Source organism: Streptomyces sp. DS1-CR2, assembly GCF_055760475.1.
In genome coordinates this window covers 8,312,746-8,326,389 of the sequence record NZ_CM147085.1, presented here as the reverse complement: position 1 = coordinate 8,326,389, position 13,644 = coordinate 8,312,746, and the positions used below count along the sequence as shown (strand labels likewise).

Genomic DNA, 13,644 nt, shown 5'->3' with positions numbered 1-13,644 from the left:
GACCGGCCGCCGGGCCGGTGGCGGATGGGCCTGGCACCGCTACGTCCAGGCGCCGTCCAGCCGTACGGTGCGGCCAGTGCGGATCGTCCGGTCGGCCGGTGACGTGACGCGTCCCGACGCGCTCCTCAAGCCCGGCGGCCAGGTCACCGTCCTGCGCCGCCCCGAGCCTCCTGCGCCGCCGCGCTGGCCCGACGGAACCACCGCGGAGGGCTCCACCACCCACGCCGGCAACAACGGAGGGGACGGCCAACCGCACACGTACGACGCGCAGCACGCCGTCGACGGCGACCTCGACACCTTCTGGAACGACGACACCGAGCGCGCCTTCCCCGACACCCTGACGGTGACGGCGCCCGAAGCGCTCACGCTCGCGGGCCTGACCGTGGTGTCCGACACGGACGGCGTCCCCACCGACTTCACGGTGGACGCCTGGGTGGACTCGGACTGGCGGAAGCTCGCCGCCGTCACCGGCAACAGCGCAGTGCAGCGCGCCGTCCGCTTCGACGCGCCGGTGTCCACGGCGCGCGTGCGGATCACGGTCACGTCGGCCCAGGACCTCGGGCGCGGCGTGTTCACGCGGATCAATGAGGTCTGGCCCGAGGCCGTGGACCCGGTCGTGGCGCCGAGCGTGACGCTCGACTTCGGCAAGGTCGTCGTCGGCTACCCGAAGGTCGACTTCGCCTCGGCGTCCGACAACAACCCCGGGGTGCGCCTCGCCTTCTCCGAGACGCTCCAGTTCCTCACCGACCGCTCCGACTTCACCCGCAACGACCAGGCGGGAGGCGCCTCGAAGGGAACGGACCAGTACGCAGTCCCCGCGGGCGGCGCCCAGTGGACGGACAAGAAGGGCTACGCCTCGGGCGGCGACAAGGTGTACGCGGACGGCTTGCACGGCTTCCGCTATCTCAGGATCACGCTGGACACGAGGCGGAACATCTCGGAGATGTGCACGGTGTCGCCCGGCCGCGCGTCCGCCAGCAGTTCACCGACCTTCGGTCGCTGGAGCGGGATGGAGGCGGCTGGAGGTGCCCGGGTCCTCCTCGAAGACGACCGGGTCCTCGATCCCGGCCTCGTCCAGGACCAGGTTCTGCCGGGCGGTCGACTGCTGGTCCGTCGAGACCCGCTTGTAGACCAGGTTCGCCACCGAGGGCCCCTTCCGGACGGAGGATCGGACCCTACCTGTCGTCAAACCCTGTCAGCAATCACCACTGGATCTGATTGGATTCGAGCGCCGCGAACCCCCGGATTGCACGGGTTCATTGGACGCGTCGGCCGCCTGTCGTCAAACGATGGTGAGCTCAAGCGGTCAGCGCATCACCGCTGTCAGAGGTAGGAAATCCCGGTCAGCAGAAGCAGCACGACAGCGACTGTGCCGACGATTTTTGGCACCCAACCACTGGTTCTCTGGTGCACGACCTCTGAGTAGCCAGGGGTTTTGGCATCGTAGATCACGTCCAGTCGCTGTCCGACGCCGACCGGTGGAGACGGGAAGGGCAGGCTGTCGCAGTAGTACTGCACGCCCTCCACCTCATAGAGCAGGCGGAGCCTGACCGTCCCCTTGTCGGTGCGCTTCGATTCCACGCATTTGGCCCGGACAACCACTCCCCTGCGCCGCAGGTTCACGTCCCGCCAGATGAAGAGCAGCGCGCCCACCAGCACAGGGACCGCCGTGATCAGAACGCCGATCGCATACGAGTCCAGCCCGTCGAGCATCGTCCCCACCCCCTGATAGCAGTCTCGGGTACGGGGGACTCTACTCGTCACAGCAATCCATCGACCGTCCTCGGCTACCTCGATGAGCGGCATCAGGAGTGGTCGGGCCTGTACCTCGACCGGCTGCAGGCCGAGGGCGGGCGGGACGGCGTCCTCGCGATCTTCGGGCAGCTGCTGCCAGGACGTCCCGAGCAGGCCGGCTCCATTGCTGAACACCTGTCGTTCCTCCTGGAGGGTGTGATGGCGCGGACCGGCCTGGAACGCACGGCGGCACGTGTCGCACATGGTGCATCCTCGACTCCCTGGCGCTCGCGCACCGGCGGGCGATCGCCGACGCGGCACGCCTGGCCGGCCACGCCGTCGACGTCGTGCACATCGTGGGCGGCGGCGCGCGTAACGCCCTGCTGTGCCAGCTGACCGCCGACGCGTGCGGTCTCCCGGTCGTGGCGGGCCCGGCCGAGGCGGCGGCCCTGGGTAACGTACTCGTGCAGGCGCGCGCCCACGGCCTCGTCGGCGACCGGGAGGCGATACGCGAACTTCTCGCCCGCACCCAGTCCCTGACGGGGTACGAACCGCGAGGGAACCGCACCCCGTGGCGGGCCGCCGAGCGGCGTCTCGCCGAACGGTGACGCCAGATGTCTCCCCTCCGGGCCGCCTGCCGCGTACCCTGCACCCATCCGATGATCGATACGAAGGGGCCGCGATGCGCGTCGCACTGTTCCTGACGTGTGTCAACGACACGCTCTATCCGGACACCGGCCGTGCGGTGGTGAAACTGCTGACCAGACTGGGTGTCGACATCGACTTCCCGATGGGGCAGACCTGTTGCGGGCAGGCGCACTACAACACCGGCTATCGCCATGAGGCGGAGCCGCTCGCCCGGAAGTTCTCCGATGTATTCGGTGAATACGACGCGATCGTGACGCCGTCGGGGTCCTGCGGGGCGATGGTGCGCGAGCTGTACCCGCGGATGGGCGAGCGGGCCCGCGCGGAAGGCCGCGGCGGCGGGCTCGCGGCCACTGTGGCGCCGGTCGTGCCGAAGACGTACGAGCTCACCGAGTTCCTGGTGGACGTGCTCGGGGTGACGGACGTGGGCGCGTACTACCCGCACACGGTGACGTACCACCCGACGTGCCACGGGCTGCGCTCCCTCGGGCTCGGCGACCGGCCCTACCAACTGCTCAAGGCGGTCAAGGGACTTGAGCTCAAGGAGCTGCCGGGTGCGCAGGAGTGCTGCGGGTTCGGCGGCACGTTCGCGGTGAAGAACTCCGATGTCTCGGCGGCGATGGGCGAGGACAAGGTCCGCAACGCCGCGTCGTCCGGCGCCGACGTCCTGTGCGCGGCGGACAACTCCTGCCTGATGCACCTCGGCGGCACGATGTCCCGCCTGCACACCGCGATGCGCCCCGTCCACATCGCGGAGATCCTGGCGAGTACGGAAGAGGAGCCCCTGTCATGAGCGGCAGCACCTTCGTCGGCATGCCCGCCTTCCCCAAAGCCGCCCATGAGGCCGTCGGCAACACCACCCTGCGCGCCAACCTCCGCCACGCCACCCACACCATCCGCGACAAGCGCGCCAAAGCCGTCGCCGAACTCGACGACTGGGCGCTCCTGCGCGAGGCCGGCAAGCAGATCAAGGACCACACGCTCCGCCATCTCGACACCTACCTCGTGCAGTTGGAGGAGTCCGTCACCGCGGCCGGCGGCATCGTCCACTGGGCCGCCGACGCCGACGAGGCCAACCGGATCGTGACCCGCCTGGTCAAGGAGACCGGCGAGTCCGAGGTCGTCAAGGTCAAATCGATGGCCACCCAGGAGATCGGCCTCAACGAAGCACTCGAAGAAGCCGGGATCCACGCCTACGAAACCGACCTCGCCGAACTCATCGTGCAACTCGGCCACGACCGCCCCTCCCACATCCTCGTCCCCGCCATCCACCGCAACCGCAGCGAAATCCGCGACATCTTCGCGAAGGAGATGGGCAGTTGGGGGCGTCCGGCCCCCGAAGGCCTCACCGACACCCCCGCGGAGCTGGCCGAGGCCGCCCGCCTCCACCTGCGCGAGAAATTCCTGCGCGCCAAGGTCGGCATCTCCGGCGCCAACTTCATGGTCGCCGAGACCGGCACCCTCGTCGTCGTCGAGTCCGAGGGCAACGGCCGCATGTGCCTCACCCTCCCCGAGACCCTGATCTCCGTCGTCGGCATCGAGAAGATCATCCCCACCTGGCGCGACCTCGAAGTCTTCCTCCAGACCCTCCCCCGCTCCTCCACGGCCGAGCGCATGAACCCATACACCTCGATGTGGACCGGCACCACCGACACCAACACCGCGGACGGCCCACGCGCCTTCCACCTCGTCCTCCTCGACAACGGCCGCACCGACACCCTCGCCGACGAAGTCGGCCGCCAAGCCCTGCGCTGCATCCGCTGCTCCGCCTGCCTGAATGTGTGCCCGGTGTACGAGCGGGCCGGCGGCCACGCGTACGGCTCCGTCTACCCCGGCCCCATCGGCGCCATCCTCAGCCCTCAACTCCGCGGCACAGCAAGCGAGATCGACGCATCCCTCCCCTACGCCTCCAGCCTCTGCGGAGCCTGCTACGAGGTCTGCCCGGTCGCCATCGACATCCCCGAAGTCCTCGTCCACCTGCGCGAGCGGATCGTGCAGGGCGGGCCGGCCACCCTGCACGGCAACAGGGTGGTCCTGAAGCCGGCGAAGGGGCACGCGGCTGAGCGGGCGGCCATGCGCGCGGCCGGCTGGGCGTTCACCCGCCCCGGGGCGCTGCGCGCGGGCCAGCGCGTGGCCTCGCGCACGCGCCGCTTCCATCCCCGTACGCTCCCCGGTCCCGGCCGGGCCTGGAGCGCGACGCGGGATCTGCCGCCGGTGCCGGCGGAGCCGTTCAGGGACTGGTGGCAGCGCACGCACGGCAAGAAGGAGAGCGGCAAGTGAGCAGCAGGGACATCATCCTGGGCCGGGTGCGGCGCGCGCTGGGCGATGCGCCCCGGGGCGATGCGCGGGAGTCGTACGAGACGGCCGTGGACCGGGAGTACCGGCGCGAGCACGGCGCCCGGACCGCCGAGGAGACCGTCGACCTGCTCGCGGAGAACCTGGCGGACTACCGGGCGATCGTGCACCGCACGGACCCGGAGGAGCTGCCCAATCTGATCATGCGGCTGCTCAGCGAGCGGTGGCCTGACACCGTGCTGGTGCCCCCGGGGCTGCCGCCCGAGTGGATGTCGGCCGCCGACCCGCCGCGTATCCACGACCGCGCGGTCAGCACCGCCGCGGAGCTGGACCGGTCCGGGGCCGTCGTCACCGGCTGCGCGGTCGCCATCGCCGAGACCGGGACGATCGTGCTCGACGGCTCGCCCGACCAGGGCCGCAGGCGCATCACGCTGATCCCCGATCACCACATCTGCGTCGTCCGCGTCCCGGACCAGGTCGTCTCCTCCGTCCCGCAGGCCCTTGAACGGCTCGACCCCACGCGTCCCCTGACGTGGATCTCCGGTCCGTCCGCCACGAGCGACATCGAACTCGACCGGGTCGAGGGCGTGCACGGCCCGCGCACCCTGGAGGTGGTGCTGGTGAGCGGGGAGTGACGGACGCGGCTAGCGTGAGGGAATGATCCGGTTCGACCAAGTCAGCAAGCGGTACGCGGACGGCACCATGGCCGTGGACGATCTGTCCTTCGAGGTCGGCGAGGGCGAACTGGTCACCCTGGTCGGCCCGTCGGGCTGCGGGAAGACCACCACGATGATGATGGTCAACCGGCTCATCGAACCCACATCCGGCCGGATCTTCGTCGACGGCGAGGACATCTCCAAGGTCGACCCGGTCAAGCTGCGCCGCCGCATCGGATACGTCATCCAGCAGGTCGGCCTCTTCCCGCACCGCACGATCCTCGACAACACGGCGACCGTGCCCGCGCTGATCGGCTGGAAGAAGTCCAAGGCGCGCGCCCGGGCCGCCGAGCTGCTCGACCTGGTCGGACTCGACTCGCATCAGTACGGGTCCCGCTACCCGGAACAGCTGTCGGGCGGCCAGCGCCAGCGCGTCGGCGTGGCCCGCGCGCTCGCCGCCGACCCGCCGGTGCTCCTGATGGACGAGCCGTTCGGCGCGGTCGACCCGGTGGTCCGCGAGCAGTTGCAGGACGAGTTCCTGCGGATGCAGGCCGCCGTGCGCAAGACGGTTCTCCTGGTCACGCACGACATCGAGGAGGCCGTCAGGCTCGGCGACCGGATCGCCGTGTACGGGCAGGGCCGTATCGAGCAGTTCGACACTCCGGGCGCGGTGCTCGGCACGCCCGCGACCCCGTATGTCGCCGAGTTCGTCGGCGCCGACCGTGGTCTGAAGCGGCTCTCCGTGACCGAGATCGAGCCGGACGACCTGGACCAGCCCGCGGTGGCCCGCGCCGGCGAGCCCGCCCGCGACGCCGCCGCCCGGCTGCGTGACGAGGACGCGCGCTGGGCCGTCGTCCTGGACACGGATGGCGATCTGCACGGCTGGGTGGGCATCGACGAGGTGTCGCTCGCGTGCGGGGACGGGCGGCTGGTCGGCGACCTGGCCCACCACATGAACGCCTGGGTCCCCGTCGGCGCCCCGCTCAAGCAGGCGTTCGGCGTGATGCTCCAGCACGACGCGGGCTGGGTCGCCGTCCTCGACGGCGCCCGCTTCCTCGGCGTGCTGACCCCGGCGAAACTCCACGAGGCGCTGCGCCGCTCGGTGGACGCGGACGCGCAGGGCGTGGCGCGGGACGAGGTGGAATTCGAATCGGTCGCCGACGCGTGAGCGACCCGTCGCCCTCCAGAACCTGTACCTGTAGAAGTCAGTTGGAACCCATATAAGAGATCATCTCAATTGGTGATGCCGGTAGTCTGGTGCTGTGTTGCTGACTGAGCGTCTGGTCCCAGATGGGCTGTGGGAGTTGTTCCAGCGGGTGGTGCCGGAGGCGCCGACTCGGCCGCAGGGTGGTGGCCGGCGCCGTCATGGGGACCGTGAGGTGTTGGCGGCGATTGTCTTCGTGGCCACGACCGGGTGCACGTGGTCGCAGGTCCCGCCCGTGTTCGGGCCATCGGGGGCCACGGCTCACCGCCGGTTCATGGAGTGGAGCCGACAACGGGTCTGGGCGAAACTGCATCGTCTGGTCCTGGACGAGCTGGGGGCGCGAGGCGAGCTGGACTGGTCACGATGCGCAATCGACTCGGTGAACATGCGGGCCCTGAAAAAGGGGACCTGACGGGTCCGAATCCTAATGGGCGGCGAAGCGAGTCATCGCTATCCGAATCCCGAGTGATAGCTCTTTCGACAGACCGCGAGGCTCGGTTCGTAGCGGCCGGTGCCGGGAGAACCGCATAGAAGCCCAGGGAGCGGATCCCTATTTGAAGAGTCGGTCCCCGGCACCGTGCGCCGTCACCACGCTCTGATGGGTCGGAGCCATGTCCGAAGTTGAGGCCCTCTGAGCCCTCTGCAGTGACGGGCAGGCCCCGCCTTCCCACCACCACGTCGCATCCGGTCCGATGATCGGATCGTTGTTGTTCGTGGTCCGAGCCATCCGCAGGGACCACCTCTCACGACGCCCGGGGCCTTCGAGCGCTCGCCAAGACTGAGGGCCCTGCGGGGAGCTGGGGTCACGAACGGCTAATCGGATGCTGGGCCATAGAGCCCTTCCATTAGGGAGACGCGTGTCCCTGCACGGCTGTGACCAGCAGCAATGCACCCTGAACCGAGAGGACGCGAGAGCACATCATGCACGTGTACTGCGGGATCGACTGGGCCAGTGACCACCACGACGTCGCGCTGGTCGACCACGACGGAGCTCTGTTAGCCAAGGCCCGGATCGGCGACGACGCCACGGGCCTGCAACAGCTCCTGGACCTCCTGGCTGCCCACGGCGACAGCCAGGACACCCCCATCCCGGTCTCGATCGAGACCTCCCGCGGCCTGCTGGTCGCTTGCCTGCGCGCGACCGGACGGCCGGTCTATGCGATCAACCCGATGGCCGCCGCCCGCTATCGCGACCGCCGGGCGGTCGCCCGCCGCAAATCTGACCACCTGGACGCCATGGTCCTGGCCAACGTGTTGCGGACCGACGCCTCGGCCCATCGGCAGTTGCCGCGTGATTCCGAACTGGCCCAGGCCATTGGGGTCCTGGTCCGCGCCCAGCAGGACGCCGTCTGGGACCGCACCCAGGCCGGCAACAAACTCCGCTCCCACCTGCACGAATACTTCCCCGCCGCCCTGCAAGCCTTCAGCACTCGCGAGGGGCTGTGCGTCCCCGCGGCCCTGGTCATTCTGACTGCCGCCCCCACTCCGGGGCAGGCCGCCAAGCTCACCCGCACCCAGTTGCGAGCGCTACTGAAGAAGGCCGGCCGCCAGCGCGGCATCGACGCGGAGGCCGAGCGGCTCCGCGAATTCTTCCGACGCCCCCATATGCGTCAACTGCCGCTCGTGGAGGAGGCGATGGGCCGCCAGACCGTCACGCTGGTGCGGAAACTAGAGATTGCCTGCACCAGCGCAGACGACCTCGCCGCAGCCGCGGTGGAGTCATTTGACAAGCACCCGGACGCACAGATCATCACCAGCTTTCCAGGGCTCGGGTCACTCACCGGCGCCCGGGTGCTCGCCGAGATCGGCGACGACCGATCCCGTTTCACCGACGCCAAGGGCCTCAAAGCCTTCGCCGGGGCCGCACCGGTCACCCGGGCGTCCGGCAAGAGCGTGGCGGTCATGGCTCGCCGGGTCAAGAACCAGCGCTTGGCCGCCGTCGGCTACGTCTGGGCATTCGCCGCTCTGACCGCCTCACCCGGCGCCAGAGCCCACTACGACCGCCGAAAGGAGGCCGGAGACCGGCACACCGCCGCCCAGAGAAATCTCTTCAACCGCTTCCTGGGATGTCTCCATCACTGCCTCACCAGCCGAACCGACTACAACGAATCGGCGGCCTTTCCCACGCTCACCGAACCCGTTCTCACCGGGGCCGCTTGACAGATAAACCGCATCGGATGTCTGTAGATCGGGGCAAGTACGGCTCGAAGATCCACTTGATCACCGAGCGGACCGGACTGCCGCTTTCCGTCGGCATCTCCGGCGCCAACCTTCATGACAGCCAGGCCCTCGAACCGCTCGTGCGCGGCATCCCACCGATCAGATCCCGGCGCGGTCCACGCCGTCGGCGCCCCGCCAAGCTTCACGCCGACAAAGCCTACGACAACCGTCACCTGCGGCAATGGCTCCGCCTACGCCACATAACACCGCGCATCGCCCGCAAGGGAGTTGAGACGTCACAGAAGCTGGGGCGCCACCGGTGGACCATCGAACGCACCATGGCCTGGCTCGCCGGCTGCCGACGTCTCCACCGTCGCTACGAGCGGCAGGCCATCCACTTCCTGGCCTTCACCAGCATCGCCTGCACCCTCATCTGCTACCGCAGACTCACCAATTGAGATGATCTCTAAGTTCAGTGCTCGAGCAGACCCTTCGACTCCAGGTACGAGCGCGCCACGTCCTGCGGAAGCCTGCGCCAGCTGTCCACCTGCTGGTTCATGGACGCCAGGTCCTGCGTGGTCAGTACGGAGTTCAGCGAGCCGAGGACCTTGGCGACGCGCTCGCTGCCCGCCCGCGACCGGTTGACGACCGGCACGATGTAGTCGGCGTTCTGCAGATGCTTGTCATCGGCGAGCAGCACGAGGCCGAAGTCGGACAGGGTCGCGTCGGTCGTCGTGGTGAGCACCATCTGGTCCTTGCCCGCCTGGACCGCCTTCTTCGACTGGGTGGTGCCGACGCCCTTGGGGTCGACGCCGGTGACGTCGATGCCGTACGTCTTCTTCAGGCCCGGCTCGCAGTACGGCCGTTGGACGCACTCGTCGCCCGCCGCGAGCCGTACCTTCAGGCCGGACGCGCCGAGGTCGCTGAGCGTCTTGAGGCGGTGCTGCTTCGCGAAGGCGGTGGTCACGGCGAAGGCGTTCTGGTCGACTGCCCTGCCCGGGTAGAGGACGGTGAGCCCGCGCGGGGTGGCGAGGCCGCGCAGCGCCTTCATGGTGGCGTCGAGGTCGGGCGATCCGACGGGCGGGGCCTTGGCGCCGTTCGTCTTGGCGTTGAGCCAGTCGGCGAAGGTCGCCGCGTACTCGGGCACGACGTCGATCTGACCGGATTCCAGGGCGGGTTCGTACAGTTCGCGGTTGGCGACGGACAGGATCTTGGTGCTGTATCCGGCCTGCTTCAGGAGCAGGGCGTACATCTGGGCGAGCACGTCGCTCTCGGTGAAGCCGGCCGTGCCGATGGTGAGGTGCTTGCTGTCGCCGGGCGGGGCGGTGACCGCGCCCTGGTTCTCCAGGGAGGGTCCGGCGGAGCATGCGCCGACCAGAAACAGAGGGAGGAGCGTGAGGAGTACGGCTGTTGCCGCGGCCCGTCGCCGTAAGGCCCTCATCAGGCCCTCCCCCGGGCGAGGGCGGGCGCGAACCGTTCGGCGAGCTCGAAGACCCCCTCGACGAGCAGCGCGAAGACGGCGACGAGGACGGCGCCCGCGACGACCTGCGGGGTGCTCGCCAGGTTGAACCCGGCGGTGATGATGCGGCCGAGGCCGCCGCCGCCCGCGAGGGCCGCGATCGTCGCGGTGGCGACGAGCTGCACGGCGGCGATCCGCACCCCGTTCATGATCATCGGCAGGGCCAGGGGCGCCTCCACCTGGAACAGCATCTGTCGTCCCGTCATCCCCATGCCGCGGGCGGCCTGGACGATGTCACGGTCGACTCCGCGCATCCCGACGTAGGCGTTCGTAAGCAGCGGCGGGACCGCGAAGAGGACCAGGGCGACGACCGTGGGCCCCTCTCCGAACTTGCCGAGCGGAGTGAGCAGGAGCAGCACGAGGACCGCGAAGGTGGGGACGGCGCGGCCGACGTTGGAGATGTTCACGGCGAGCGCGCCGCCCTTGCCGAGGTGGCCGAGGACGAGCGCGACGGGCAGGGCGATCAGGCAGCTGATGACGAGGCAGACGACGGTCAGGACGAGGTGCTGGGCGAGCCGGTGCCAGATGCCGTCGTCGCCGGACCAGTGCGAGGCGTCGGCGAGCCAGTCCCAGGCGTCGGTGAGGGTCTTCACGCGTGGCTCGCTCTCGTCCAGGGAGTGAGGATCCTCTGCACCCCGAGCAGCAGCAGGTCGGCGGCGACCGCGATGACGACGCACAGCACGGACGCGGTGAGGACCTGGGCCTTGAAGAACGTGTTCATGCCCGCGTAGATGAGATTGCCGAGGCCGCCGTAGCCGACGATGGCGCCCACCGTGACGAGGGAGACGGCGGAGACCATGGCGATGCGCAGGCCCGCCATCGCGGCGGGCAGCGCGAGCGGCAGCTCAACGGTCAGCAGCAGCCTGACCGGCCCGTATCCCATGCCGCGCGCGGCCTGCCGGGTGCCTTCGGGGACCGCGCGCAGGCCCGCGAGGATGTTGCGTACGAGGAGCGTGAGCGAGTACAGGACGAGGCCCGCGACGACGAGGGACGCGGACAGGCCGTACGCGGGCAGCAGCAGCGAGAACATCGCGAGCGACGGGATCGTGTAGAGGATCGTCGTCAGGGCGAGGACCGGTCCCGACGCGAGGGACCAGCGGCGCGCGAGGACGGCCAGCGGCACGGCGAGCACCAGCGCGATCAGGACGGCGAGCGCGGTGAGCTGGAGGTGCTGGACGACCGCGTCGAGGAGGATGTGACGGCGGGTGCTCAGGTACTCGCCGCAGATCCAGTCGTTGCGCGCCAGACAGTCGTCGGGCGAGCTGCCGGGGCTCTGGGTGAGGGGTCCGTTCCATGGGGGCACTCGTCCATTCCAGTGGCAGGCGCGGGCGACGGCGCGCTGGGATGCCCCGTACGGCGTACGGCCACCGGTGCCGGAGACGGGCGCGGTCGGGCGGCCCTCGAAACGGAGTGCGCCCCGCTCAGGTGTCCTTGAAGCCGATCGACGCGTGGGTGCCGTCGCAGAACGGCTTATTGCGCGAGGCTCCGCAGCGGCACAGGGTCACGCGGTTGCGGACCTCGTACGGCGCGCCGTCGGCGCCGGTCACCGGGATGCGGCCGCGCACCCAGATTCCTCCGCTGACGCCTTCCTGGGGGTCCTCGATGATGCCGATGGACGGCGGGAGTCCGGGCTCGACGGGGCGGCGCTCGGCGAGGTTCCAGGCGACGAGGCGCCCTGAAGGACAGTCGCCCGTCTCGCGTTCCACCACCTCGGAGTTGCCCTTTTCCTCGACGAGGTTCCACACCTGCCCGTCGGCGTCGCAGAACCGCGCGAAGGCACACAGCGGCTGGGCGTCGGTGAGGGTGAGCTCGGGTCCGTCCTGCTCCTCGGCCTGCTCCAGATAGGGCAGCCGGCTCGCGGTCTCGGTGCCGTCGAACCCGGCCCGCTCATGGCTGCGGTCGCAGAACGGCTTGTTCGCGGACTGCCCACAGCGGCAGAGCGCGTACGTCTCCTCGGTGTCGTACGTGCGCTGCTGCCACCACCCGACGGACTGGCCCCGCGCGTCGGTGACGATGACCAGCTGGATGAGAGGGACGCCGCCGGTGACGAGGTACGGCCCGTTCTCCGACACGCGTACCCCTTGCGCCGAGGCGGAGTGCGGTGCGGCGTCCTGCGCGTCCGGCATGCGGGCCCTTCCCGATGCTGCGTGCGGCGGCCCCCTGCTCCAGCGTTGCGGAGGGGGTCGCGGGGCGCCACAGGAGAGGGTCCGCGCCGGGGGCCCGCGCTGCCCGAGGACTGGGAGCGGCCCACCCTCCTCAGACCCGCGAACCCGCTTCCCGGCGCCGGACCTCCACGGCCCGGCGCCGGGCGCGGGTCGCTCAGCGTCCGGCCTGGAGCGGGTAGTGGTCCGACAGGTTGGTGTACGTGTAGCTCGTGCCCCAACTGCTCACGGTCCAGGGCGCGGTGGTCTCCTTGACCACGTCGTTGACCCACCCCGTCGGCCGCGCGTGACCCTGGACGTGCAGGACGTAGTCCAGGTCCTCCTTGGGCTCGCCCGGGTAGCGGTAGCTCGCGATCGAGTTGGTCTCGGTGTCGAACGAGTACGGGTGCCCGGTCCGCGAGTCGGCCCCGACCAATCCGCCGTCGGCGAGCATGGAGGCGTACTCCGTGCCGTGCGAGTCGACGTTCAGGTCGCCCGCCACCATGACCTGCTCGCCGGCCGGGATGTGCTTGGCGTCCAGGAAGGACTTGATGGCCTTGAACTGGAGGCTGCGGTCCTTGACCGCCTCACCGGCCCCGCACCCGGAGTCCGTGGACTGGGTGTGCGTCCCGACCACATGCACCTTTGCGCCGTTCACATCGAGGACGGCGTAGACGAAGCCCTTGTTGGACCACCAGTCGGAACCGCACGCGTCCTTGTAGACGTACTGCTCCTTGTGCACGATCGGCCACTTGCTGAGCAGCGTCACGCCACCGTCCTCAGGCGTCGTCGACGAGTACGAGCCGCCGGTGGCGTCCCAGCCGTCCTTGGACCGCCCGACGACGGGGGTCTGGTACGGGTACTGCGCCGCCGCGTTGCTCTTCAGCGCGTCCGACGTGGTGTTGTCGAACGCCTCCTGGAGCACGACGACGTCGTTGCCCTGGAAGAACGGCGCGGCCGGGATGGCCGCCGCCCGGTGCGCCTGACCCCAGTTGGGGTAGAGGTTCGTGCTCATCAGGAACGTGTTGTACGTCAGGACCTTGAGCCTCGGCGTATCGGCCGCTGTCGCCGCCGACGCCTGCGGGGCGGTCAGGACCGCGGAGGCGGCGGCAAGGGTGACGGCGAGGGCGGAACCGGTCGTGCGGCGGGCAACGCGGGACACGTGGCCTCCCGTTTCTTGTGGGGGAGCTGTGAGGGACGTGAGCACGCCACATCAAAGCAGCCACGGTTACTTCCGGGTAACCACCGGGTGCCACTTTCCGCCAATCCCTTTACCCCCGTGGGCTAGCC

12 protein-coding genes and 3 pseudogenes are annotated in these 13,644 nt (G+C 69.7%); 9 read left to right on the top strand and 6 right to left on the bottom strand.

Features of this window, described 5'->3' with window-relative positions; all coding sequences use genetic code 11:
* The first annotated feature begins 76 nt into the window (after nucleotides 1-76).
* On the top strand, nucleotides 77-1,333 hold the full coding sequence (locus ACY0PA_RS38910; RefSeq protein WP_473082059.1) for a discoidin domain-containing protein: 1,257 nt from the start codon (nucleotides 77-79) through the stop codon (nucleotides 1,331-1,333).
* Here the strand turns inward: ACY0PA_RS38910 and ACY0PA_RS38905 are convergent.
* A complete protein-coding gene (locus tag ACY0PA_RS38905; protein WP_473082058.1) occupies nucleotides 1,324-1,929 on the bottom strand; it encodes a DUF3592 domain-containing protein in 606 nt (201 codons plus the stop codon). The two genes, ACY0PA_RS38910 and ACY0PA_RS38905, sit on opposite strands and share 10 nt — an antisense overlap.
* 65 nt (nucleotides 1,930-1,994) lie before the next feature.
* Between ACY0PA_RS38905 and ACY0PA_RS38900 the strand changes: the two are divergent.
* From ACY0PA_RS38900 to ACY0PA_RS38865, 8 genes and pseudogenes are all read left to right on the top strand, one after another.
* Nucleotides 1,995-2,342: pseudogene (locus ACY0PA_RS38900) on the top strand (FGGY-family carbohydrate kinase); the annotation flags it as partial.
* A gap of 74 nt (nucleotides 2,343-2,416) precedes the next feature.
* Nucleotides 2,417-3,172, top strand: a complete 756-nt coding sequence (locus ACY0PA_RS38895; protein ID WP_473082057.1) for a (Fe-S)-binding protein — start codon at nucleotides 2,417-2,419, stop codon at nucleotides 3,170-3,172.
* Nucleotides 3,169-4,659, top strand: coding sequence for a LutB/LldF family L-lactate oxidation iron-sulfur protein (locus tag ACY0PA_RS38890; RefSeq protein WP_473082056.1), 1,491 nt, complete (start codon nucleotides 3,169-3,171; stop codon nucleotides 4,657-4,659). The genes ACY0PA_RS38895 and ACY0PA_RS38890 overlap by 4 nt, the downstream gene beginning before the upstream one ends.
* Complete coding sequence (locus tag ACY0PA_RS38885) at nucleotides 4,656-5,309, top strand: LutC/YkgG family protein (RefSeq protein ID WP_473082055.1); 654 nt, start codon at nucleotides 4,656-4,658, stop codon at nucleotides 5,307-5,309. Before ACY0PA_RS38890 ends, ACY0PA_RS38885 begins: the two co-directional genes overlap by 4 nt.
* A 22-nt stretch (nucleotides 5,310-5,331) precedes the next feature.
* Nucleotides 5,332-6,498, top strand: coding sequence for an ABC transporter ATP-binding protein (locus ACY0PA_RS38880; protein WP_473082054.1), 1,167 nt, complete (start codon nucleotides 5,332-5,334; stop codon nucleotides 6,496-6,498).
* Nucleotides 6,499-6,592: 94 nt separating this feature from the next.
* A pseudogene (locus tag ACY0PA_RS38875) lies at nucleotides 6,593-6,984 on the top strand (transposase); the annotation flags it as partial.
* 471 nt (nucleotides 6,985-7,455) lie between these two features.
* On the top strand, nucleotides 7,456-8,694 hold the full coding sequence (locus tag ACY0PA_RS38870; protein ID WP_473082053.1) for an IS110 family RNA-guided transposase: 1,239 nt from the start codon (nucleotides 7,456-7,458) through the stop codon (nucleotides 8,692-8,694).
* Nucleotides 8,673-9,152, top strand: a pseudogene (locus tag ACY0PA_RS38865) (IS5 family transposase); the annotation flags it as partial. The gene ACY0PA_RS38870 and the pseudogene ACY0PA_RS38865, both read left to right, overlap by 22 nt.
* A 14-nt stretch (nucleotides 9,153-9,166) precedes the next feature.
* Here the strand turns inward: ACY0PA_RS38865 and ACY0PA_RS38860 are convergent.
* The 5 genes from ACY0PA_RS38860 to sph form a co-directional block, all read right to left on the bottom strand.
* Complete coding sequence (locus ACY0PA_RS38860) at nucleotides 9,167-10,135, bottom strand: ABC transporter substrate-binding protein (protein WP_473082052.1); 969 nt, start codon at nucleotides 10,133-10,135, stop codon at nucleotides 9,167-9,169.
* Nucleotides 10,135-10,806: an ABC transporter permease gene (locus ACY0PA_RS38855; protein ID WP_473082051.1), complete on the bottom strand. Its 672-nt coding sequence runs from the start codon at nucleotides 10,804-10,806 to the stop codon at nucleotides 10,135-10,137. The genes ACY0PA_RS38860 and ACY0PA_RS38855 overlap by 1 nt, the downstream gene beginning before the upstream one ends.
* The gene (locus tag ACY0PA_RS38850; protein ID WP_473082050.1) at nucleotides 10,803-11,516 is read right to left on the bottom strand and encodes an ABC transporter permease; all 714 of its coding nucleotides are present in this window, start codon (nucleotides 11,514-11,516) and stop codon (nucleotides 10,803-10,805) included. Before ACY0PA_RS38850 ends, ACY0PA_RS38855 begins: the two co-directional genes overlap by 4 nt.
* A gap of 118 nt (nucleotides 11,517-11,634) precedes the next feature.
* Nucleotides 11,635-12,339 carry a CDGSH iron-sulfur domain-containing protein gene (locus ACY0PA_RS38845; protein WP_473082049.1) on the bottom strand — a complete coding sequence of 235 codons (705 nt, stop codon included), beginning with the start codon at nucleotides 12,337-12,339 and terminating at the stop codon, nucleotides 11,635-11,637.
* A 193-nt stretch (nucleotides 12,340-12,532) separates the two neighbouring features.
* Nucleotides 12,533-13,516, bottom strand: coding sequence for a sphingomyelin phosphodiesterase (gene sph / locus ACY0PA_RS38840; RefSeq protein WP_473082048.1), 984 nt, complete (start codon nucleotides 13,514-13,516; stop codon nucleotides 12,533-12,535).
* Nucleotides 13,517-13,644 lie beyond the last annotated feature (128 nt).